This window comes from Sandaracinus amylolyticus (genome assembly GCF_021631985.1).
Taxonomy (GTDB): domain Bacteria; phylum Myxococcota_A; class Polyangia; order Polyangiales; family Sandaracinaceae; genus Sandaracinus; species Sandaracinus amylolyticus_A.
The window spans coordinates 10,169,497-10,189,195 of record NZ_CP070225.1 but is presented as its reverse complement, the minus strand read 5'-3'; the positions used below and the strand labels follow the sequence as shown (position 1 = coordinate 10,189,195).

At 73.0% G+C, this 19,699-nt stretch carries 16 protein-coding genes; 11 read left to right on the top strand and 5 right to left on the bottom strand.

Annotated features, from left to right (window positions below; translation table 11 throughout):
• The first annotated feature begins 38 nt into the window (after positions 1 to 38).
• From I5071_RS43390 to I5071_RS43370, 5 genes are all read left to right on the top strand, one after another.
• Complete coding sequence (locus I5071_RS43390) at positions 39 to 908, top strand: CPBP family intramembrane glutamic endopeptidase (RefSeq protein ID WP_236519288.1); 870 nt, start codon at positions 39 to 41, stop codon at positions 906 to 908.
• A 181-nt stretch (positions 909 to 1,089) separates the two neighbouring features.
• Positions 1,090 to 2,106 carry a hypothetical protein gene (locus tag I5071_RS43385; protein ID WP_236519287.1) on the top strand — a complete coding sequence of 339 codons (1,017 nt, stop codon included), beginning with the start codon at positions 1,090 to 1,092 and terminating at the stop codon, positions 2,104 to 2,106.
• Positions 2,107 to 2,242: 136 nt separating this feature from the next.
• A complete protein-coding gene (locus I5071_RS43380; RefSeq protein ID WP_236519286.1) occupies positions 2,243 to 3,151 on the top strand; it encodes a hypothetical protein in 909 nt (302 codons plus the stop codon).
• On the top strand, positions 3,148 to 5,475 hold the full coding sequence (locus I5071_RS43375; RefSeq protein ID WP_236519285.1) for a peptidoglycan DD-metalloendopeptidase family protein: 2,328 nt from the start codon (positions 3,148 to 3,150) through the stop codon (positions 5,473 to 5,475). The genes I5071_RS43380 and I5071_RS43375 overlap by 4 nt, the downstream gene beginning before the upstream one ends.
• A 450-nt stretch (positions 5,476 to 5,925) precedes the next feature.
• On the top strand, positions 5,926 to 7,167 hold the full coding sequence (locus tag I5071_RS43370; RefSeq protein ID WP_236519284.1) for a TIGR02996 domain-containing protein: 1,242 nt from the start codon (positions 5,926 to 5,928) through the stop codon (positions 7,165 to 7,167).
• Between the two features lie 373 nt (positions 7,168 to 7,540).
• Here the strand turns inward: I5071_RS43370 and I5071_RS43365 are convergent, their stop codons facing one another.
• A complete protein-coding gene (locus tag I5071_RS43365; protein WP_236519283.1) occupies positions 7,541 to 8,362 on the bottom strand; it encodes a hypothetical protein in 822 nt (273 codons plus the stop codon).
• Between the two features lie 127 nt (positions 8,363 to 8,489).
• Between I5071_RS43365 and I5071_RS43360 the strand changes: the two genes are divergently transcribed.
• Positions 8,490 to 10,370, top strand: a complete 1,881-nt coding sequence (locus tag I5071_RS43360; RefSeq protein ID WP_236519282.1) for an IgGFc-binding protein — start codon at positions 8,490 to 8,492, stop codon at positions 10,368 to 10,370.
• A 193-nt stretch (positions 10,371 to 10,563) separates the two neighbouring features.
• Here the strand turns inward: I5071_RS43360 and I5071_RS43355 are convergent, their stop codons facing one another.
• Both I5071_RS43355 and I5071_RS43350 read right to left on the bottom strand, forming a co-directional pair.
• Positions 10,564 to 12,219, bottom strand: coding sequence for a serine/threonine-protein kinase (locus tag I5071_RS43355; protein ID WP_236519281.1), 1,656 nt, complete (start codon positions 12,217 to 12,219; stop codon positions 10,564 to 10,566).
• Positions 12,220 to 12,296: 77 nt separating this feature from the next.
• Positions 12,297 to 13,181 carry a S1C family serine protease gene (locus tag I5071_RS43350; RefSeq protein ID WP_236519280.1) on the bottom strand — a complete coding sequence of 295 codons (885 nt, stop codon included), beginning with the start codon at positions 13,179 to 13,181 and terminating at the stop codon, positions 12,297 to 12,299.
• A gap of 297 nt (positions 13,182 to 13,478) precedes the next feature.
• On the opposite strand from I5071_RS43350, the gene I5071_RS43345 reads away from it, so the two are divergent.
• The 5 genes from I5071_RS43345 (at position 13,479) to I5071_RS43325 (ending at position 17,957) form a co-directional block, all read left to right on the top strand.
• Positions 13,479 to 14,000 carry a helix-turn-helix transcriptional regulator gene (locus I5071_RS43345; protein ID WP_236519279.1) on the top strand — a complete coding sequence of 174 codons (522 nt, stop codon included), beginning with the start codon at positions 13,479 to 13,481 and terminating at the stop codon, positions 13,998 to 14,000.
• A gap of 324 nt (positions 14,001 to 14,324) precedes the next feature.
• Positions 14,325 to 15,119, top strand: a complete 795-nt coding sequence (locus I5071_RS43340; protein ID WP_236519278.1) for a hypothetical protein — start codon at positions 14,325 to 14,327, stop codon at positions 15,117 to 15,119.
• Between the two features lie 43 nt (positions 15,120 to 15,162).
• Positions 15,163 to 15,687, top strand: coding sequence for a hypothetical protein (locus I5071_RS43335; protein WP_236519277.1), 525 nt, complete (start codon positions 15,163 to 15,165; stop codon positions 15,685 to 15,687).
• A 20-nt stretch (positions 15,688 to 15,707) separates the two neighbouring features.
• Positions 15,708 to 16,748 (top strand): class 1 fructose-bisphosphatase, encoded by a 1,041-nt coding sequence (gene fbp, locus I5071_RS43330; RefSeq protein WP_236519276.1) that lies wholly within the window; start codon positions 15,708 to 15,710, stop codon positions 16,746 to 16,748.
• Between the two features lie 219 nt (positions 16,749 to 16,967).
• Complete coding sequence (locus I5071_RS43325; protein ID WP_236519275.1) at positions 16,968 to 17,957, top strand: lysylphosphatidylglycerol synthase transmembrane domain-containing protein; 990 nt, start codon at positions 16,968 to 16,970, stop codon at positions 17,955 to 17,957.
• Positions 17,958 to 17,981: 24 nt separating this feature from the next.
• Here I5071_RS43325 and I5071_RS43320 read toward each other — a convergent pair whose 3' ends face one another.
• Positions 17,982 to 18,773, bottom strand: a complete 792-nt coding sequence (locus I5071_RS43320) for a VanW family protein (RefSeq protein ID WP_236519274.1) — start codon at positions 18,771 to 18,773, stop codon at positions 17,982 to 17,984.
• A gap of 221 nt (positions 18,774 to 18,994) precedes the next feature.
• Positions 18,995 to 19,669 carry a GNAT family N-acetyltransferase gene (locus tag I5071_RS43315; protein WP_236519273.1) on the bottom strand — a complete coding sequence of 225 codons (675 nt, stop codon included), beginning with the start codon at positions 19,667 to 19,669 and terminating at the stop codon, positions 18,995 to 18,997.
• Positions 19,670 to 19,699: the final 30 nt, after the last annotated feature.

The window sequence follows — 19,699 nt, the reverse complement described above, 5'->3', positions numbered from 1 at the left end:
CGCGGGGCGAGGTCGCGTGTCATGGAGTGCGTCTCGTCATGCGGGCACCGCGCGGGCAGCTCTCGATCGCGCAGACCGTCGCGCTCCTGGTGCTCGGGCTCGGGCTCCTCTACGGAGGTGTCCTGGTCGGGGCGGCGATCCGCGCCGCGGTGCACGGCGTCTCGCTCGACGAGGGCGTCGCGCAGGTCACGAGCGAGCCCTTCGGGCCCGGCCTCGCGCAGCTGATCGCGCTCGGCACGGTGATCCTCTTCGGCGTGCGCGTCGCGTACGGCGATCGATCGCTGCGCGAGGCGCTGCGCATCGTGCCGGTGCGCGCGCCCGTCGCGCTGCTCGCGATGATCGCGGGTCTCTCGCTGCACTTCCCTCTCGTGGAGCTGATGACGGTCCTCTCGGACATGGTCCCGGGGCTGGCGCTCGACGAGGAGGCGGTGCGGCGCGTCGAGGAGATGACGCGGATCGACGGCCCGCTGCGCGCGATCACCGTGCCGTTCACCGTCATCGTGGTCGCCGCGGGCACCGAGGAGCTGCTCTTCCGCGGGCTCCTGCTCCCCGCGCTCACCCCACGGCTCGGGCGCATCGGCGCGCTCGTGCTCACGTCGGTGCTCTTCGGCGTGTTCCACGTCGAGCCGTTCGCCGCGACCTACGCGATGATCGCCGGTCTGGTGCTCGGCGCGATCGCGCTGCGCACCGGATCGGTGCTCCCCTGCATCGCGTTCCACGGTGCGTTCAACGCGCTGCCGATCCTGCTGCCCGAGGAAGTGATCGCGGTGCCCGGGTTCAACGTCGCGGAGAGCGAGGCGCACCTGCCGCCGGGGCTCCTCGTCGCGACGACCCTCGCCGGGGTGATCGCGCTCGTGCTGCTCTGGCGCATCACCAGCGCAGACGAGCCCACACCGCCGCAGACCTGAGTGTTCCCCCCGAGCTGCGCGCGGGTCCTCGCCCGCTTGCGGGCTGCGGTCCCCAGCACCTGCGCGCTCGTGCCCACCCCGGGGACTCACGACCTCAGCGCAGATGTGCGCTGACCGTGAATTCATCGCGGTTTCGGACACATCGGTGGTGGCGCGTCGATTGCTGAAATGTTTCGGGCCGATGCGTTGCCGTGCCGTTCCGCTCGCCGCCCTCCTGCTCGCCACCGCCTGCGAGACGACCGAGCCGAGCCCGCGATCCGACGCCGGCACGCGCGCCGATGCCCAGCCCGACGTGTGCGAGGCGCGCTACGCGGTCGCGCGCCGGCAGCCCGAGGTCGTGCTGGTGCTCGACCGTGGTTGCGCGATGCGGGCGCGCTTCGACGGCAGCGAGGCGAGCGGGCCGAGCGATCCCGCGGGGCGCTGGGGCGCGACGATCGCGGCGATCGAGGCGCGGCTGTCGCGCGGCGGCGCGTCGTGGGGCCTCGTGCTCGCGCCCGACGATCCGACCTCGTGCGAGGCGCCGGTGCTGCGGGTCGCGCCGGGCCCGGGCGCGCGCGAGATGATCGCGAGCGAGCTCGATCGCGAGGGCACCGTCGATCCCTTCGCGGTGTGCAGCGCCGGTGCGGCGGAGCTGCCGATCGAAGGCGCGCTCGCGACGCTGATCGACGCCGACCCGTTCACGACCGAGCGCCCGCTCGTGCTCGTCGTCGCGGCGGGCGCGCCGAGCTGCGGCGCGACGGGCGAGTCGCTCGCGGCCCAGGTCGGGTCGCTCGGCGAGCTCGGCATCGAGGTCGCGGTCATCGCGCTCTCGCCCGATCCGGCGCTCCAGGCGATCAGCACCCGCTACGTCGAGGCCACGAGCGCGAGCGCGCTCGAGGACGCGTTCGTCGAGATCGTCGACGCGCGCAGCGACTGCGTGCTCGAGCTGATCGGCGAGGGCGCGCCCGATCCCGAGCGGCTGCGGGTGTGGATCGACGACGAGGAGCTCTCGGCCGATCCCGACGAGGGCTTCTCGTACGACGCGGGCAGCGGCGCGATCGCGCTGAACGGTGCGGCCTGCGAGCAGCTGCGCGCAGGAGAGATCACCCGGGTGCGCGCGGCCGTGGGCTGCGACGCGCCTGCCTGCGTCGCGCGCGACGAAGCGTGCGACGGCCTCGACGACGACTGCGACGACGTCGTCGACGAGAACTGCCTCTAGTTTGCGGGAGGGGTCTTGGAAGACCCCTCCCCCCGACCGGCGAAGCCGGATCGGGTCCCCCCCTCCCTGAACACTGCGCGCGGGGCCCCAACCCCGCTTGCGACAACGGAAAACGAGACTCCTCGAGGTACGAGACATGAGGATCCGACGTTCATGGATGCTCCCGCTCGCGCTCGTCGCGAGCGCTTGCGGCGGCGATGGCGATGGCGGCACGCCGGCGCCCACACCCTCGGCCGACGCCGAGCTCGACGCGTACTGCGCCGTCGCGCAGCGAGACGATCTCGCGACGTGGGTGGGCGACGTGCTCACGCTCTGCGCGAGCAGCGGTGAGGACGAGATCACCTGCAACGGTGGGCTCTCCGCCGCGACCGGCGCGATCACCCAGATCGATCTCGAGCTCGCGCCACGACGCGTGCTGCCCGCGAGCGGCGGGCGCCTCGTCGCGCTGCTCGCCGACGAGCGGCTCGTCGTGCTCGGCGCCGATCGCACCGTCGAGCGCGAGCTCGCCACCTGGGCCTCGGACCCCTGGGTCAGCGACGACGGCGCACGCGTGGTGTGGGTCGGCCTGCCCGACGGCGTCGACGCCTGGGACTTCGGCGTGCCCACCGTGATCGCGACCCAGTCGCTCGACGAGAGCGCGCGCACCGTGCTCGTCGACGACGAGACCGCGTCCACGCCCCGCCCGATCCCGGGCTCGCGCGACGTGCTCTTCGTCTCGACCTCGACCGGCCTCGCGAGCTTCTGGCGCATCACGCCGGGCAGCGATCCGGTGCAGCTCACGAACGTCGGTCGCGACGAGGTCGGCCCCGGCTTCGTGCCGGTCGCGGATCGTCAGCTCGCGTGGAGCGAGGGCGCGGTCTTCTACGGCGTCGACGAGGAGGACGGCACGACGCGCATCTGGCGCTTCGATCCCGCGAGCCGCGAGGCGAGCGAGGTCGGTCCCGGCGCGTGGCCCCGCACCGCGAGCGACGGCTCGGTGCTCGCGCTCCAGCCGAGCGGCAGCGCGAGCTGCGCGGCTCGTTACCCGGCGGGAGGTACGCCGTGACGCGCCATCTCGCATTCGCATTGGCGTGCGTCGCGATCGCGTCGTGCGCCCCAGCCGAAGAGGTCGCGGTCCTCGAGTCGAACGTGAGCGCGGCGGTGCGCCGCGAGCGCGCGACGCTGATCCGCGACACCGCGCGCGCCGCGGGCATCACCAACGGCCTGCTGGTCGCGATGCTCGCCGAGGAGGAGACGTACCTCTCGCACTGCGCGAGCGAGTTCCCCGCGTGCCCCGGACCGGGCACCGCGGACTGCGGTGGACGCGCGGTGATCTCGGGCGGCGGTGACGGACCCTGCTCGGTCAATCAGGGCGGCCTCGGCATGTTCCAGATCGACGACGGCACCGAGACCCAGACCGTCGCGGCGCACGGCGATCGCGTGCTCACGCTGCAGGGCAACACCCAGGTCGCGATCGAGCGGATCATCCAGAAGACGATCGCGTCGCGGTACCTCGACGGCATCACCACGCGCCAACAGGCGCTCGACGCGATCAACGCGATCCGCATCGACGACGCGCGCTGGGACTCGTGGATCCGCACCCTCGTGCGCTACTGGAACGGCTGCCCCGAGAGCGGTCGCTGCTGGTCGAACCGCTACCCGAAGTACGACACCGCGGCGCGCACGCTCTATCGCGAGTTCGGCCACGACTTCTGGTACGGCGAGGAGCCGATGATGCCGCCGCCGGCGGGCGGGGGATGGCTCGCGTCGCCGATCGAGTCGCCGCGCATCACGTCGCACGTGAGCAACCGCCGCGGCACCGGCTGGGCGCGCTACGACTGCACCACGCTCACCCGCGCGAACCATCGCGGCACCGACTTCGGCGTCGCGGTCGGCACGCCGGTCCACGCGGCGGCGGCGGGCACCGTCATCCGCTCGACCACCGGCTGCCCCGCGAACGGCTCGATGTCGAGCACCTGCGGCGGCGGCTTCGGCAACCACGTCATCGTGCTGCACGACGGCGGCTACGCGACGCTCTACGCGCACTTCAGCCCGGGCGGCGGCCAGGTGCGCAACGGCGCGCGCGTCGAGTGCGGTGACCTCCTCGGCAACAGCGGCAACAGCGGTCGCTCGAGCGGCCCGCACCTGCACTTCGAGGTGCGCGCCAACGTGCGCGACGTGTCGACCTACTTCGCGTCGAGCGCGACGACGCTCGATCCCTGGGGCGGCGCGTGCTCGAGCCAGGCCGAGACCCTGTGGATGGGCGGCGCGCCGATGCGCTCGTGCACCGCGATGGAGCGCGACGACGCGGTCGTGACCCGCGCGACGCACTCCGGCGAGGTGCGCGGCAGCGCGGGCACGCGCGTCACCCAGACGTTCACGTGGCGCAACACCGGCACCACGACCTGGACCTCCGAGGGCTACGTGATGCGCCACGCCGGCGGTGCGTTCGGCACGCCGCGCGAGGTGATGCTGCCCGCGGGCACGATGGTGGAGCCGGGCCGCACCGTCGAGCTGCGCGTCGACGTGACGGTGCCCGAGACCGAAGGCCTGCACACCGGGCGCTGGCGCATGGCGCGCGTGGGCGGCTCGCACTTCGGTCGCGAGGGCACGCTCAGCGTGCGCGTCTCGGGCGCGCCGCGCGCGTGCAACTCGTCGACGCTGCGCCGCACCGTCGAGGACGGCGAGTGCGTGCAGGTCTCGTATCCGGGCTGCGGCGCGCAGTCGTGCGCGTGGTACCGGTGCTCGGACGGCAGCTGGCTCTGCACCGAGGAGACCGAGTGCATGGGCGAGATGCACGAGAACGCGTCGTGCGGTGAGATGCCGGCGAACGACGGCGGCGTCTCGATGGGCGACGGCGGGATGTGCACCGGCGGAGGCCAGCCGCTCAACTCGATGTGCGAGACGACGGATGACTGCTGCGAGGGCCTCGAGTGCGGCACCTCGGGCGACGGATCGCGCGAGTGCTGTCATCCCCGCGAGGACAACTGTGCGCGTCACTCGGACTGCTGTGGATCGATGTTGTGCGTCGCGGGCCACTGCGCGTGCGCGCCGGTCAATCAGCTCTGTCTGAACGACTCGGAGTGCTGCGACGGACTGGCATGCATCGCGGGCGCGTGCCGCGACGTCTCGAGCTGCACGCGAGAGGCGGAGTCGTGCGGGAGCCGCAGTGAGTGCTGCTATCCGCTGCAGTGCGGTGCGGAGAGCGTCGGCGGCGGCAACACGTGCTGCATCTCGGGCGGCAATCGCTGCGAGCTCGACGACGACTGCTGCGGTGAGATGCAGTGTCTCGAGGGTCGCTGTGCGTATCGTCGTGAGGGGGAGAGCTGCGCCAATCCTCTGGATTGTTATGGCGCGCTGATCTGCCGGGATGGGACCTGTCAGTTCTAGTGACGCGGATCTCCGCGCGGGGTGAGGCTTCGGTGAGGGGCGCGGGGCAGGGTCTCGTGCTCGGACAATCCTCGCGATCCGACCTGCTGCGCGTGAGGTGACTGGAGAGGTGGTTCTCGTCAGCGCGGGGCGCCTTCGGCGCTCCGCGCTGACTCGCATTCGGAGGGCGCGCGGAGGCTGGATGGCGCTGCGGAACTGCGCGCGAGACCCTGCCCCGCGCCCCGCTGGTGAGGCTTCGGCCGCACGGGGAGAGAACGGCGCTCGCTGTGGGGGGGGCGAGAGCGTGACGAGCGAGGGCGCTTCGCGACCTCGCTCGTCACGCGGACCGGCTCGCCCTTCGGGCATCGCGGACGATTGGGACGGGCTCGCGCTTCGCGCCTCGCCCTGATGGTGGCGAGCGCTGCGAACGCGAGCGGCTGCGCGTTGATCGGGCGGTGGTTGTTCGGAACGATGGGCGCGATGGACGAGCTGTTACGCGCGATCGTCGACGATCCCGGCGCCGACGAGCCGCGCGCCGTGTACGCCGATCGGCTGATCGAGGCCGGCGATCCCCACGGCGAGCTCATCCGGCTGCAGCTCCAGCTCGCGCGCCTGCGCCCGGGCGACGACGGCTTCGGCGCGCTCCTCGCGGCGCAGGACCGGCTCGTGGCCGCGCACCCCGAGCGCTGGCTCGCGCCCCGCGCACGGCGCGTCGCGTGGCTGCGGCGGGGCTTCTACTGGCGGGCCACCATCGACGAGGTCGCGCTCGCCGATGCCGAGCTCGCGCGCCACCCGATCGTCGCGATCGACGTGTTCGACGCGCGCGCACCCGACGCGCTCCTCGGGAGCCCGCTCCTCCTCCGCGCGCGCACCATCGACTTCTTCTACGAGGACGTGGACCCCGAGGCGCTGCCCGCGCTCTTCGCGCACGCGCCGCGCCTCACGAGCTTCCACTTCTCGACCGACGAGCCGCTCGCCGTCCTGCCGCTCGTGCCGCCGAGCGTCGCCGCGCTCGGCCTCAACGTGTCCGGCGACGTCGCAGCGGTCTGCGCGCACCTGAGCGGGCGACGGCGCCTGTCGCTGCGCGTCCTCCGCCCCGACGAGGCCGGCCTCGCGGCGTGCGCGCGGCTCGCCGATCTCGCCGAGCTCGCGATCGTCCGCCCGCCGGCCGCGCTGCCCTCGTTCCCGCCGCTCGAGTCGCTGCGCCTCGTGCACTGCGACCGGCTCCCGCCGCTTCCGCCCGTGCGCCGCCTCGAGATCGATTCGAGCTTCGACGGCGACGGCGTCGTGCGCGCGCTGGCCGCCGATCCGGCGCTCGCCGCCGTCGAGGAGCTGATCCTCGCGCTGTGGCTCTCGCCGGACAGCGTGGCGGCGCTCGCGCGCTCGCCGTTCGCCGGCCGGCTGCGACGGCTCGAGCTGCGCGGCTTCCGCCTCGAGGACGCCGAGGTCCTGGCGCCGCTCGTGCCGCAGCTGACGACGCTCACGGTGGGCGCGCTCGGCGCGGCCCTCGACCTCGAGCGCGTGCTCGGGCCGCGCCTCGCGATGCTGACGTTCATCGAGGCCGACGAGCCGGTCGCGCGCCGCCTCGCGGACGGGCACTTCCCGGCGCTCGGGCGGGTCTCCACCGTATCGAGCCAGCCCGGCGCTGCCATCATCGCCGAGCGCTGGCCGCAGGTCTGGGCCCCGCTCGGAGATCCCGACCGGGGTGGATGAGGACGCGCCACCACGGCGGGTGAGTCGATCGCGTGGCGCGCCGATCGCCGAGCCCTCGGGCCCTCTCGATCGCGCCGCGCGCCGATCGCCGAGCCCTCGAGCCCTCTCGATGTCGCGGTGCGCCGATTTCCGGGCCCTCGAGCCCTCTCGACGTCGCGGTGCGCCGATCACCGAGCCCTCGAGCCCTCTCGATCGCGCCGCGCGCCGGTCGACGAGCCCTCGAGCCCTCTCGATCGCGCCGCGCGCCGATCGACGAGCCCTCGAGCCCTCGCCCCTTTCGCGCCGCGAAGACACGACGAGCCCTCCGGGGCTCCGATCTCGCCGAGGCGCGAGTCGAGGGGCCGCGGAGGGCTCGTTCGTGCGAGCGCGCGGGTCAGCCGTTGCCGACCAGACTGCCGCCGCCCTCCTCGCGCTGCGCGTCGGTCTCGTCGGGCTTGCGCGGGCGTGAGCGCTGGTTGAGGTAGAGCGGCGGCGCGTAGCTCGCGGCGTCCTCCTCGTGGCGCCGCACGTACTCGACGGCCCAGCGGATCTCGTCGTAGTCGTTCATCAGGAGGCGGAACGCGCGATTGCGGCGGTCGCTCCAGCTCGTGCCGCCGGTCGCGGGTCCGGTGCCGAGCTCCTTCGCGCCGAGCGCGGCGACGAGCGTGGTGCCGAGGATCGTGGCGCGATCGAGCTGGGCCTCGGTGACCTGGGTGTGGCCCTCGAGCTCGCTCCACACGCCGCGGAACAGCGCGGCGAGCGCGATGAGATCGTTGGCGCGATCGAGATGCCCCTGACCCTCGCGCACCGCGGCGATCGCGTCCCGGTCGAGCTGGCCGTGCGCGACGTGCGCGTCGGCCGACGCGAGCAGGCGCTCGCGCTGCACGCGCGCCTCCTCGAGGTCGGCCTCGTTCACCGTGACCTTCGGCGCGTGGTGCAGGTGCGCGTAGAGCGCGGCGAGCGCGCGATCCTGGAGGCGCGCGATCTCCGCGAGCGGCGGGTGCTTCAGCGCGGCCTCCAGCGCGCCGCGCAGCGACTCGATCGCGGGCAGCGCGCCGAGCGCGAGCGAGACCGCGGTCGGGACGTCGGCGTTCACGCGCCCCACCTGATCCTTCGGGAGCGCTTCGATGTCCTTCTCGGTGCGGTGATACGCCGCCGCGACCTCGTCGGGCGCGGCCGCTGGGCGCGCGATCCTCGGGCTCTTCTTCTTCGCCATTGTCGATCCCCCTTTCGAGCGCAGCGACGTTCGTCGGCCGCGCGCGGACTGTCAACTCCGGCCAAGTCACGCGCCCGCTCACACGTCCCCTCTCGGCGCGCGCGCCGGCGTCGATAGCATCGATCGCATGCGCCTCGATCTGCTCCTCGCCACGACGTGCCTCGCGCTGCTGCTGCTCCCGTCGTGCACCGACGACGGGCCCGGAGGGCGTCCATCGCGCGACGCGGGACCGCTCGCCGACGGACAGGTCACGCCGGGCATCGACGGAGGGCTGCGCTGCACGCCCGGTCGCATCGCGTGCGCGGGCAACACCTCGTTCGTCTGCGGGGACGACGGGATGTCGCGCACGAACGAGGTCGCGTGCGACGTCTGCGCGCCCGGTCTCGGGTGCGTGCTCTGCGTGCCGGGATCGCGCCGCTGCGAGGGCACGGTGTCGATGGTCTGCGCGACCGACGGTCGCTCGTGGCTCAGCGGTCGCGACTGCAGCGAGTGGGGCTCGAGCTGCGGCGGCAACGGCTACTGCGGCGACGCGTGCGCCGAGGCCGAGCAGACGCGCAGCAACGTGGGCTGCGAGTACTGGCCCGCGCCCCTCGCGAACCCCGCGCTCGACGGGAGCCGCTTCGACTTCCGCGTGGTCGTGGCGAACCCCAACGACACCGCGGCGAGCGTGCGCATCACGCGCAACGGCACCGAGGCCTACGCGGGCAGCATCGAGGCGCACGGGCTCGCGGAGATCCCGCTGCCGTGGATCCCCGGGCAGAGCCTCGACGGGATGCCCGCGAACACCTGGCGCTCGATCACGGTCGCCGGCGGCGCGTACCGGATGACGAGCGACCTGCCGGTGATCGCGATGCAGTTCAATCCGTTCGAGTACTCGAGCGGCGAGGCGAATTCGTTCACCAACGACGCGACGCTGCTCTATCCGACGCACGTGCTCACCGGCGACTACGTCGGGCTCGCGTACTACCCGCTGAGCCGCACCGTCGACGGCAGCTCGCTGCGCTATCCCGGCTACGTCGCGGTGGTGGGCGTGTCGCCCGAGCCGACGCGGGTGCAGGTCTCGACGCGCGGCGCGGTCGCGGCGGAGGCGAGCGGCCGCTTCCCCGCGACGCCGACCGGCGGCTCGTTCGTGCTCACGCTGCAGCAGGGCGAGGTCGTGCACATCGCGGCGGCGGTCCCGCCCGAGTGCGAGCCCGGTCGTCCCGGCTACGTCGAGAACCGCGAGTGCGAGAGCACGCCCATCGGCGAGATCTGCGACGTGATGGAGACCTGCCGCGAGCAGGAGTACGACCTCACGGGCACGCGGATCACCGCGGATCGTCCGGTCGCGGTGTTCGGCGGTCACGCGTGCGCGTACGTGCCGACGAGCGCCGAGGCGTGTGATCACCTCGAGGAGCAGCTGCCGCCGATCCAGAGCTGGGGCCGCGCGTTCGTCGGCGCGCCGATGGGCGACGGGAGCATCGCCGGCACCAACGTGCTGCGGGTGATCGCGTACGAGGACACGACGGTCACGGTGAGCCCGGCGCAGAGCGGCGTGAGCGGCGGTGCGCTGCGCGCGGGTGAGTTCCTCGAGCTCGACGTGACGAGCCCGTTCGAGATCACCGGGACGAGCGCGATCATGGTCGCGCAGTACCTGCGCGGTCAGTACGCGACCGATCCCGCGCAGCGACGTGGCGATCCCGACGTGACGGTGCTGGTGCCCGCGGAGCAGTACCGCGAGGACTACACGTTCATCCTGCCGAGCTCGTACAACGCGGGGACGAACGGGCAGAACCACCTGCTCGTGGTGCGGCAGCCGGGCGTGGCGCTGACGCTCGACGGCGCGGCGGTGAGCGCGACGTTCGCGACGGTGGGCGGGCGCGAGATCGCGGTGATCCCGCTCGCGGGCGGCACGCACGCCATCTCGAGCACCGAGCCGTTCGGGCTGATCGCGTACGGCCTCGGGAGCTTCACGAGCTACTCGTCGCCCGCGGGGCTGAACCTCGAGCCGATCACGGTGTTGTATTGAGGCGCGAGGGCTGGTCGAAATCGGCTCGCCCGCCGGTCCCTACCGTCCGCGCGCTTCGCGCGCTCCCGTCCGGGACCGGCGGGACGAGCACTCCCGCTGAGGCTCGAAAATCGGCTCGCCCGCCGGTCCCTACCGTCCGCGCGCTTCGCGCGCTCCCGTCCGGGACCGGCGGGACGAGCACTCCGGTAGGGACTCACCGCGAGACGCCGACTCCGACCTTGAACGAATAGCCGCCGTCGCTCGGCAGCAGCTCGGTCCCCACGAGCGCGCGCTCCATGCAGCTCACGACCGGCGGATCGATCGGGCAGAACACGAAGGGCTCGACGCGCTGCACCCGTCCGTCGGCGCCGACCGCCAGCGTGTACCACTGACCCTGCAGCAGCGCGTGCCCGCGATAACACGCGCTCATCGCGGCAGCGCGCCCGTTCACGAGATCGCGCAGCTGGGTGATCGTGCCCGCTGGCACCCCCTCGATCGCCGCGGCGCTCGAGGCCCAGACGCGCTCGCGACGCCCGACGACCATGAGCTGCACCTCGGAGCCTCCGCACGTCGCGGTGATCTCGCGCGGCGCAGCCGGAGCGCGAGGCGCGACGACGGCGGGCTCGGGCTCGACCTCGGCGGCGGGCTCGACCTCGGCAGCGGGCTCGACCTCGGCTGCGGGCTCGACCGCAGCCTCACTCGGCGCGATCGGCATCATCGGCGGCGCGACCTCGACCGGCGCGCTCGCGCTGGTCGTCACCGCCGTCGTCGCAGGAGCGCCTTCACCGCGCCCGGCGAGCGCCCACGCCCCCATCCCCATCACCCCCGCGATCACCGGCACCGCGATCCACCCGAGTCGCGCTCGTCCCCGCGCCGCGCCCGGCCCCTGCCCAGCTCCCGTTCCCCCAGCCGGCCCGGACCCGGACCCCGTCGACGCCATCGTCGCCGCGAACGCGCCCGCCGACACGTCGCGGGGCGTCGCGCTCTCGCTCACCCGCGTCACCGGCGCGACGCCGCGCGCGATCTCCTCGCGCAGCCCGGTGATGCTCGAGATCGCATCCGCCATCTCGCGCGCGCTCGCGAAGCGCGCCTCGGGCGTCTTGTTCATCGCGCGCTCGATCACCGACGCGAGCCCGAGCGACGTCGCGGGATCGATCTCGCGCAGCGACGCCGGCGTCTCCTCGACCACCGCGAACATGAGCTCGTGGTAGTTGTCCTTCTCGAAGGGCCGGCGCCCCGCGAGCATCTGGTACATCACCGCGCCGATCGACCACACGTCGCTGCGCGCGTCGACGCGCCGCCCCCGCGCCTGCTCCGGGCTCATGTACGCGGGCGTGCCGAGCACCGCGCCGGTGCGCGTCATCGAGTGATCCTCGTCGAGCATCCGCGCGATGCCGAAGTCGAGCAGCTTCACGAGCTCCATCCCGCTCACGCGCTGCACGAAGACGTTCTCGGGCTTCAGATCGCGGTGCACGATCCCCCGCTCGTGCGCGACCGCGAGCGCGCTCAGCACCTGCATCGCGATCCGCTGCACGCGCCCCTCGGAGAGCCGCCCTTCGCGTGCGAGCAGATCGGCGAGCGACTCGCCCTCGAGCAGATCCATCACGAGGAACGCGCGTCCCTCGTGGACCCCGAAGTCCGTGACCTGCGCGATGTTGGGATGCGAGAGCGAGGCCGCGAGCTCGGCCTCGCGCTTGAAGCGCGCGACGATGTCGGCGTTCCGCGAGATCTCGGGGCGCAGCACCTTGATCGCGACGGGACGTCCCAGCGGCTCCTGCACCCCCGCGTGCACCGCCCCCATCCCGCCCGATCCGAGGAGACGCCCGACGCGATACCGCCCGAGCGTCGTTCCTTCGAGCCCTTCGTCCACGCCGAGAGCCTACCAGCCCCGCCGCATCGTCACGTGCACGTGCACCTGCTCGTGCACGTGCACGGCCTCGCCCCCGATCACGCCGCGCGCGCGACCGTCGTCACCGTGCGATCCTCGAGCCTGCCGCTGCGCACGATGCTCACCCGCAGCGACTGATCCACGCGGCTGCGCAGCGCCCCGATCAGATCCTCGGGCCCTCGCACCTTCGCGCCGTCGATCGCCCAGATCACGTCGCCGAGCACCAGCCCCGCGACGTCCGCCGGGCTCTTCGGCTCGACCGCGACGATGAGCGCGCCGCTGCGCTGCTGGACCTCCGCGCCGACCGCGTCGGGCAGGCGCACCGGGTGCACCGCCACCCCGAGCCAGCCCCGACGCACCTGGCCGTGCGCCGTGATCTCGTCGACCACGCGCGCCAGCTCTTCCTTCGGCAGCGCGAGGTCCGCGCCGCGCACCAGCCCGTCGGTGCTCATCCCGATCGCCGCGCCCGTCACGTCGACGAGCGGCCCGCCCGAGAACCCCGCGGGCAGGGCGCGATCGCTCTCGATCCAGCGCACCAGGCGCGCGCCCGCGCGCGTCGGCACGTCGCTCCCCATCACCCCGATCATGCGCAGGCTCGCGCGCACGCTGCGCCCCGGACGACCGAGCGCGAGCGTGAGGTGACCGACCTTCACCGCGCTCGCGTCCGCGAACGTGATCGGCGTGAGCCCACCACCATCGACGCGCAGCACCGCGACGTCGGTCGCGGGGTCGCCACCGATCACCTGCGCCGCGCGCTCGGTGCCGTCGTGCAGGCGCACCCGCGCGTCATCGGAGCGCACCACGTGGGCCGCGGTGACCACGAGGTCGTCGCTCCACACCGTACCGCTCGCGCGCCGTGGGGACACCACCTGCACCACCGACGCCGACGCACGCTCCACCGCGACGGCGAGCGAGTCGCCGAGCTCCAGCATCGAACCACTCATCACGCACTCTCCTCGGCGGCTCGGGAATACGAGAGCCACCACGCGACCGAGGGTGCTCGTGGGAGCAGGTGCGGCGCATCGCCCCACGAGGCAGCACGTGCCCGGCTGCTCGGGGAGGGGCGTCCACGAGACGTCCTACCGTTGACACCAGGGCGTCCAGCCGCAGGTTCTGGAACTGTGTCGGCCAATTCGAAGATCCGGCGGCCCAACCCTGGCGAAGCGCTCCGTGTGCTGGTGGTCGCGGACGATCCCCTGGTACGCGAAGCGCTCGCTGCCAGCCTCGCCAAGGAAACTGCGGTGCGCGTGGTGGAGCGCGCCGAGGACGCGCACGTCGCATTGCTCGATCCCGGCGCGATCAGCCCCGACGGGGGGGATCGCCAGTCGCGCGCACGGCTCGACGCCGGCCTCCAGCCGGTCGCCGATCTCGACATCCCGAGCGTCGTGCTCGCGGAGGGCGAGCCCCAGGCGCGCGCGGCCCTCGCGCGCGGCGCGCGTGGCGCGGTCATGCGCCGTCCCGACGGGCCTCGTCTCGTGGCCGCGCTCAGCGCGGTCGCGACCGGCCTGACGGTGCTCGACTTCGCGCTCGGCCCTCCGCCGCCGACGGGCGACGACGGGCCCCCGGTGCAGCTCACGTCGCGTGAGCACGAGGTGCTCGAGCTGCTCGCGGGCGGGTTCTCGAACCGCCGCATCGCGCGCCGTCTCGGCATCAGCGAGCACACCGCGAAGTTCCACGTGAACGGCATCCTGGTGAAGCTCGGCGCGGGCACGCGCACCGAGGCGGTGGTGATCGCGGCGCGTCGCGGCCTCGTCATGCTCTGAGTCAAAAATCGGCTCGCCGGCTCCGGGCCCTCCCATCCGCGTGCTCCGCACGCTCCCGTGCGGGCCCTCCGCCAGCGAGCACTCCGGCGGATGCTCTGAGTCCAAACATCGGCTCGCCGGCTCCGGGCCCTCCCATCCGCGTGCTCCGCACGCTCCCGTGCGGGCCCTCCGCCAGCGAGCACTCCAGCTGATGCTCTGAGTCCAAACATCGGCTCGCCGGCTCCGGGCCCTCCCATCCGCGTGCTCCGCACGCTCCCGTGCGGGCCCTCCGCCAGCGAGCACTCCAGCTGAACTGCTGGCGCGCGTGATGCTCTGCATCACGCCATGCGTACGAAGCAATCGATGCTCGTGGCCCTCGCGTTCGCGAGCGCCGTCGCGGGATGCACCAGCTCGTCGTCGGGCTACCCGCCGCCCGCCCCGGTCGCGACCGCACGACGGCTCGAGAACCTGCAGGCCGTCGCATCGCGCCACACCTCGTGCCCTGCGCGCGAGATCGGGATCCGCCAGGTCTCGGATCGTGTGTTCTCCACGATGGGCTGCGGCGTGGTGCGCGAGTACGCGCTGGTGCAGGGCGCGCGTTACGCCGAGTGGCAGCCGATCATGCCGGTGAACATGCGCGCGGCGAACGAGATGGTGTGCCCGCTCGAGCGCCTCGTGGTGTCCGCACCGACCGAGAACGTGCGTGAGGTGTCGGGCTGCGGGCGCAGCGCGCAGTACCAGCTCGCGTGCGACACGTCGCAGTGCGAGTGGGCGATGACGACGCCGCCTGCGGGCGCCACCGGCCGCGTCGTGCAGGCGACGCCCCCGCCGGGCCGGGTGACCGCGCCCACGCCGTCGACCCCGGAGAGCCCGGTCGTCGTGGTGCCGCAGCGCGCGGACCCCGCGGTCGACCAGGCGATCCGCGGCCAGCTCGACGCGCGCCGGAGCGCGATCCGCGCGTGCGTGCCCGGCGGAGAGAGCGCGATGGTGCGCGCGCAGTGGGGCCGCGACGGGATGGTGCGGCTCTCGCTCGATCCGCCCTTTCAGGGCACGGACAGCGAGCGCTGCGTGCAGCAATCGGTCGGGCAGCTGCAGGTGACGACCGGCCAGCCGGGCGCGCTCTCGCACTCGGTACGGTGAACGGTTCGCTTGCCGCTGGACATGTGGCGATTACCCTCGCCGCATGCTCAAGCGGCTCGTGGTCGGCCTGCTGAAGGGGCTCGTGCTCGGTGCCGCGATCGGAGCCGGCATCCAGTACGGGCTCCACTGGGTCGTGACCTCGGGCGGGCTGCTCGGGTACCTGCTCGCGATGGCCACGTCGGGCACGACCGGCGTGTTCGCGGGCAAGCCGCCCTGGCGCGAAGGCGCGTGGATCGAGGCGCTGCTGAAGGGCCTCGTCGGCGTCGGCATCGGCGCGCTGCTGTACTGGCTGGGGTCGACCTACGGGGCGGTGCAGCTGCCCTTCCCGGGCGTCGGGAGCGCCGCGTGGACGTCGCTGCCGGTGCTCTTCCTGCCGGCGATCGCCGGGGTCTACGGCTCGCTGGTCGAGCTCGACAACAGCGACGACGGCGGCGCGAAGAAGGGCACCGGCGGCGGCAAGGGCGGCGAGACCCGCGGCCCGCGCGCCCGGGTCGCGGTCGACGACGACGACGCGCTCGGCGCGACCGAGCACGCCGCGAGCACGCGCCCCGCGCGGCGACGGATTTGAGGAAGGCGAAGAGACACGCGATGAGCACGAATCAATCGGTGGGCCCGAGCAGCGGTGACGAGCTCGGCTGGACGCTCGACCGGCACATCCTCGAGCGCCAGCGCCGCACGCCGGGCGCGAGCGGCGACTTCACCGGGCTCTTCCAGGCGATCGCGCTCGCGGGGCGCGTCATCGCGAGCAAGGTCGCGAAGGCGGGGCTCGCCGACGTGCTCGGCGCGACCGGCGCGGTGAACGTGCAGGGCGAGACCGTGCAGAAGCTCGACGAGCTCGCCAACAAGATCCTGGTGCGCTGCGTGGAAGCGGGCGGCCACGTCTGCGTGATGGCGAGCGAGGAGGACGAGACGACGATCCCCGTCCCGCCGCAGTACCCGCAGGGCAAGTACGTGCTGATGTTCGACCCGCTCGACGGCAGCTCGAACATCGACGTGAACGTGTCGATCGGGACGATCTTCTCGATCCACCGGCGCGTCACCACGAGCGGCCCCGGCACCGACAAGGACTGCCTGCAGGCGGGGCACAAGCAGGTCGCGGCCGGCTACATCATCTACGGCTCGAGCACGATGCTCGTCTACACGACCGGCGACGGCGTGCACGGCTTCACGCTCGACCCGCTGGTCGGCGAGTTCTTCCTGTCGCACGAGAACCTGCGGATGCCGACGCGCGGCAACACGTACTCGATCAACGAGGGCAACCGCAGCAAGTGGTCGCCCGGCGTGACCGAGTGGATCGACACGCTCAAGAGCGACAAGGCGCCGGGCGGAAAGCCCTACGGCATGCGCTACGTGGGATCGCTGGTCGCGGACTTCCACCGCACGCTGCTGCGCGGCGGCGTGTTCGCGTACCCCGGGGATCGCAAGGCCCCCGAGGGCAAGCTGCGCCTGCTCTACGAGTGCTCGCCGATGGCGTTCATCGCGGAGGCGGCGGGCGGCGCGGCGTCGACGGGGAGCCAGCGCGTGCTCGACGTGGAGCCGACGTCGCTGCACCAGCGCGTGCCGCTCTTCATCGGGAGCAAGGACGACGTCGCGGACGCGGAGCGCTTCCTCGCGAAGGACGCGCGCTGACGCCGGAGGATCGCAACGACGCGCGGGACCGGAACGGTCTCGCGCGTCGTCGTTTTCGTGGCGTGCACGGGCACATCGCGCGCCCTGATTTCCCGCGAAGATCTCAACCACGGTCGGTTTCCGTGCCACCGAGCCCGCCGTGCCTCCTCGCGCTCGACACGCCGTGGCACACGACGAGAGCTTGACCCGCTGGAGCCCGGCAGGTAGCGAGGGGGCTCCATGCAGAAGCGCGCTCGGCTGCTGCTCGCCGTGAAGGCGGCCATCTCGATCGGCCTCCTCGGCTGGCTCGTGATGACGATCGCCGAGCGCGAGGGCATGGACGCGCTCGGTGAGCGTATCGGGCAGCTCGCGGCGCTTCCCCTCGTGGTCGCGGTCGCCCTGCACTTCGCGGCGGTGCTCTCGGGCGTCGCCCGGTGGCGCGTGCTGCTCGACGCGCGGGGCCTGGGCCAGCCCGCGCCCTGGCTGCTGCGCTCGTTCCTGATCGGGCGCTTCATCGGGGCGTTCACGCCCTCGACCGCCGGGCTCGACGGATGGCGCGCCTACGACGTCGCGCGCCGCACCGGTGACATGCCGGGCAGCGCGGGCGTGATCCTCGTCGAGAAGCTCTTCGGCCTCGTCGGCATGGCCGCGGTGTGCGCGGTGCTCGCCCCGCTCGGCGCCCTCGATCGCCTCGGTCCGAGCGCGCTGCCGCTCGCCCTCGCGATCGCCGCGGGCTCGATGCTCGGCCTGTTCCTCCTGGCGTCGCCGGCCCGCACCCGTGCCCTCGCCGGCATCGCCCCCCGGGCCATCCGCGGTCGGGTCGAGAAGATCGCGGAGGCGCTCGCGGCGCAGCAGCTCTCGGCTCCGCGCATCGCGTCGGCGCTCGTGCTCGGGATCGTCACCCACCTCGCGATCTCCGCGGTGTTCGCCGCCACCGGCGCGTCGCTCGGCGTCGCGGCCTCGACCACCACGCTGCTCGCGGTCGGCAACGCGATCACCATCGCGATCCTGCTGCCGCTCTCGATCGGGGGCGTCGGCGTGCGCGAGGGCGTCGCGGTGATGCTGCTCGCGGGCGCGGGCGTTGCCACCAGCGACGCGGTGCTCGTCGCGCTGCTCGGCTACGTGACGGGTCAGGTCCCCGCGCTCGTCGGCGGCGTGCTGCTGCTGCTCGATCGCGGCGCCCGCGAGAGCCGCGCCGCGAACACCGCGCTCGCCGCCGACCGCACCTGAACGCTCGCCGCCGACCGCACCTGATCACGCGCCGACGCGCACCACGCGGGCCGACGCGCCGTAGCGCACCGTGCGCTCCACCTGCGTGCCGTCCGCGCTCGTCGCGCGCACCCGCACCACCACGCCGTCGCGCCCCCGGTCCTGCACCACACGCGCGCCGTTCTCGAGCGCCGCGTCCACCACCCGCGTCTCGCTGCGCTCGATCGTGCGCACCACCGTCGCCTCGACCTCCGCGGGCACGTGCGCCTGCGCGCCCTCGATGCGCACCACCAGCTCGCCCTCGACCGCGACCGCGCGCACCCGCACCGCGTGCGCGTACGGATTGCGCACCCGGAAGTCGATGCGCCCGTACGACACCGTCGCGTCGAGCCCCGCCGGCGCGTACGAGAGCGGGATGCTGTGCGCGCGATGCTCGACGATCTCGAGCCCCGCGCGGAGCGACGCGATGTGCAGCGTCGTCGCGACCTGACAGACGCCACCACCGACGCCCTCGTGGAGATGACCGTCGTGCAGCTCGGGCGCCTCGCGGAACCCCGCCTCGAGCGTGCGCGGCCCGACGCGATCGTTGAACGAGAGCTCCGCGCCCGGCGCCAGCACCACGCCGTCGAGCAGCGACGCCGCGAGCGCGACGTTGTGCGCGCGGCCCGCGTGCGCGCGGTCGACGAGGAACGTCGTCTCGTGCTCGCCCATCACCTCGGCGAACGCGTCGCTCGTCGTCGTCTGCGTCGCGTCGCGCAGCACGATCGCGTGCGCCACTGGAGCCGAGACGTTCGAGAGCACCGCGAGGAAGACACCGAGGCGAAGCACCGTGCGCATGACCGACCCTCCGAGGAGGCGTCGTCGCAAGCACGTGGCCACGCCGGGAGCTCGCGAATCCGTTCGGGAATCCGGCGGCACGCCGCGCGCGTCGTGTTCCGGGGGAGACACGACGCGTGCATCGGGAGACGCACTTCAGCTGGAGTGCTCGCCGGCGCAGGGAGCGCGCGGAGCACGCGGACGGGAGGCCCTGAGCGGGCGAGCCGATTTTCGAAGTGCGTTCAGCCCGCTTCCGCCGGGCCGTTCTCGCCGTCCTCGGGCTCGTCCTCGTCGCGCTTCTTCTGCAGCCTCCGCGGCGGGAGCAGCTCGGGCTCGCTCTCGACCTTCTGCGCCAGGAAGATCGCGGCATCGAGCTTGTAGAAGTTGCGCTTGCGATAGAACTTCAGCGCCGAGTCGTTGTTCTCCGCGACCTCGAGCACGAGGTGCGTGCAGCCGCGCACGCGCGCGAGGTGCTGCAGCTGCTCGAGCATGAACATGCCGACGCCGCGCCCTTGATAGCTCGGGTGCGACGCGAGCTCCTCGACGAAGAGCGGGCGCATGTCGCGCGACTCGAAGAAGCGCGGGTTGATCCAGTTGTCGGAGCCGGTGACCTCGAACGCGCACTCCGCGTAGCCGACGATCTCCCCGTCGACCTCGAACACGAGCTGCTCGATGCCTTCCTCTTCGTACTGCTCGATGAAGCGCTGCTTGCTGCGCGGGCGCTGGTACTCGAGCGTCTGACGGTTCACGTCGCGGAAGACGAGCTTCAGGAACTCCCACACCCGGTTGAGGTCGCGGCGGTGGATCCGGCGGACGCGGATCTCGTCGGCGGCGACGGGCGCGATCTCGTCGTCGCCCGTGGTCTCGAGCTCGGGCGGAGAGGGCGTCGGTGCCGGTCGTTTGCGGCGGGTCGCCATGGCGCCGGTCACATACCACGGCGCGTTCTA

Coding starts and splice junctions, on each gene's coding strand:
- I5071_RS43390 (WP_236519288.1), top strand. CDS start 39: ATGCGGGCACCGCGCGGGCAGCTCTCGATCGCGCAGACCGTCGCGCTC.
- I5071_RS43385 (WP_236519287.1), top strand. CDS start 1,090: ATGCGTTGCCGTGCCGTTCCGCTCGCCGCCCTCCTGCTCGCCACCGCC.
- I5071_RS43380 (WP_236519286.1), top strand. CDS start 2,243: ATGAGGATCCGACGTTCATGGATGCTCCCGCTCGCGCTCGTCGCGAGC.
- I5071_RS43370 (WP_236519284.1), top strand. CDS start 5,926: ATGGGCGCGATGGACGAGCTGTTACGCGCGATCGTCGACGATCCCGGC.
- I5071_RS43365 (WP_236519283.1), bottom strand. CDS start 8,362: ATGGCGAAGAAGAAGAGCCCGAGGATCGCGCGCCCAGCGGCCGCGCCC.
- I5071_RS43360 (WP_236519282.1), top strand. CDS start 8,490: ATGCGCCTCGATCTGCTCCTCGCCACGACGTGCCTCGCGCTGCTGCTG.
- I5071_RS43350 (WP_236519280.1), bottom strand. CDS start 13,181: ATGAGTGGTTCGATGCTGGAGCTCGGCGACTCGCTCGCCGTCGCGGTG.
- I5071_RS43340 (WP_236519278.1), top strand. CDS start 14,325: ATGCGTACGAAGCAATCGATGCTCGTGGCCCTCGCGTTCGCGAGCGCC.
- I5071_RS43335 (WP_236519277.1), top strand. CDS start 15,163: ATGCTCAAGCGGCTCGTGGTCGGCCTGCTGAAGGGGCTCGTGCTCGGT.
- fbp (WP_236519276.1), top strand. CDS start 15,708: ATGAGCACGAATCAATCGGTGGGCCCGAGCAGCGGTGACGAGCTCGGC.
- I5071_RS43325 (WP_236519275.1), top strand. CDS start 16,968: ATGCAGAAGCGCGCTCGGCTGCTGCTCGCCGTGAAGGCGGCCATCTCG.
- I5071_RS43320 (WP_236519274.1), bottom strand. CDS start 18,773: ATGCGCACGGTGCTTCGCCTCGGTGTCTTCCTCGCGGTGCTCTCGAAC.
- I5071_RS43315 (WP_236519273.1), bottom strand. CDS start 19,669: ATGGCGACCCGCCGCAAACGACCGGCACCGACGCCCTCTCCGCCCGAG.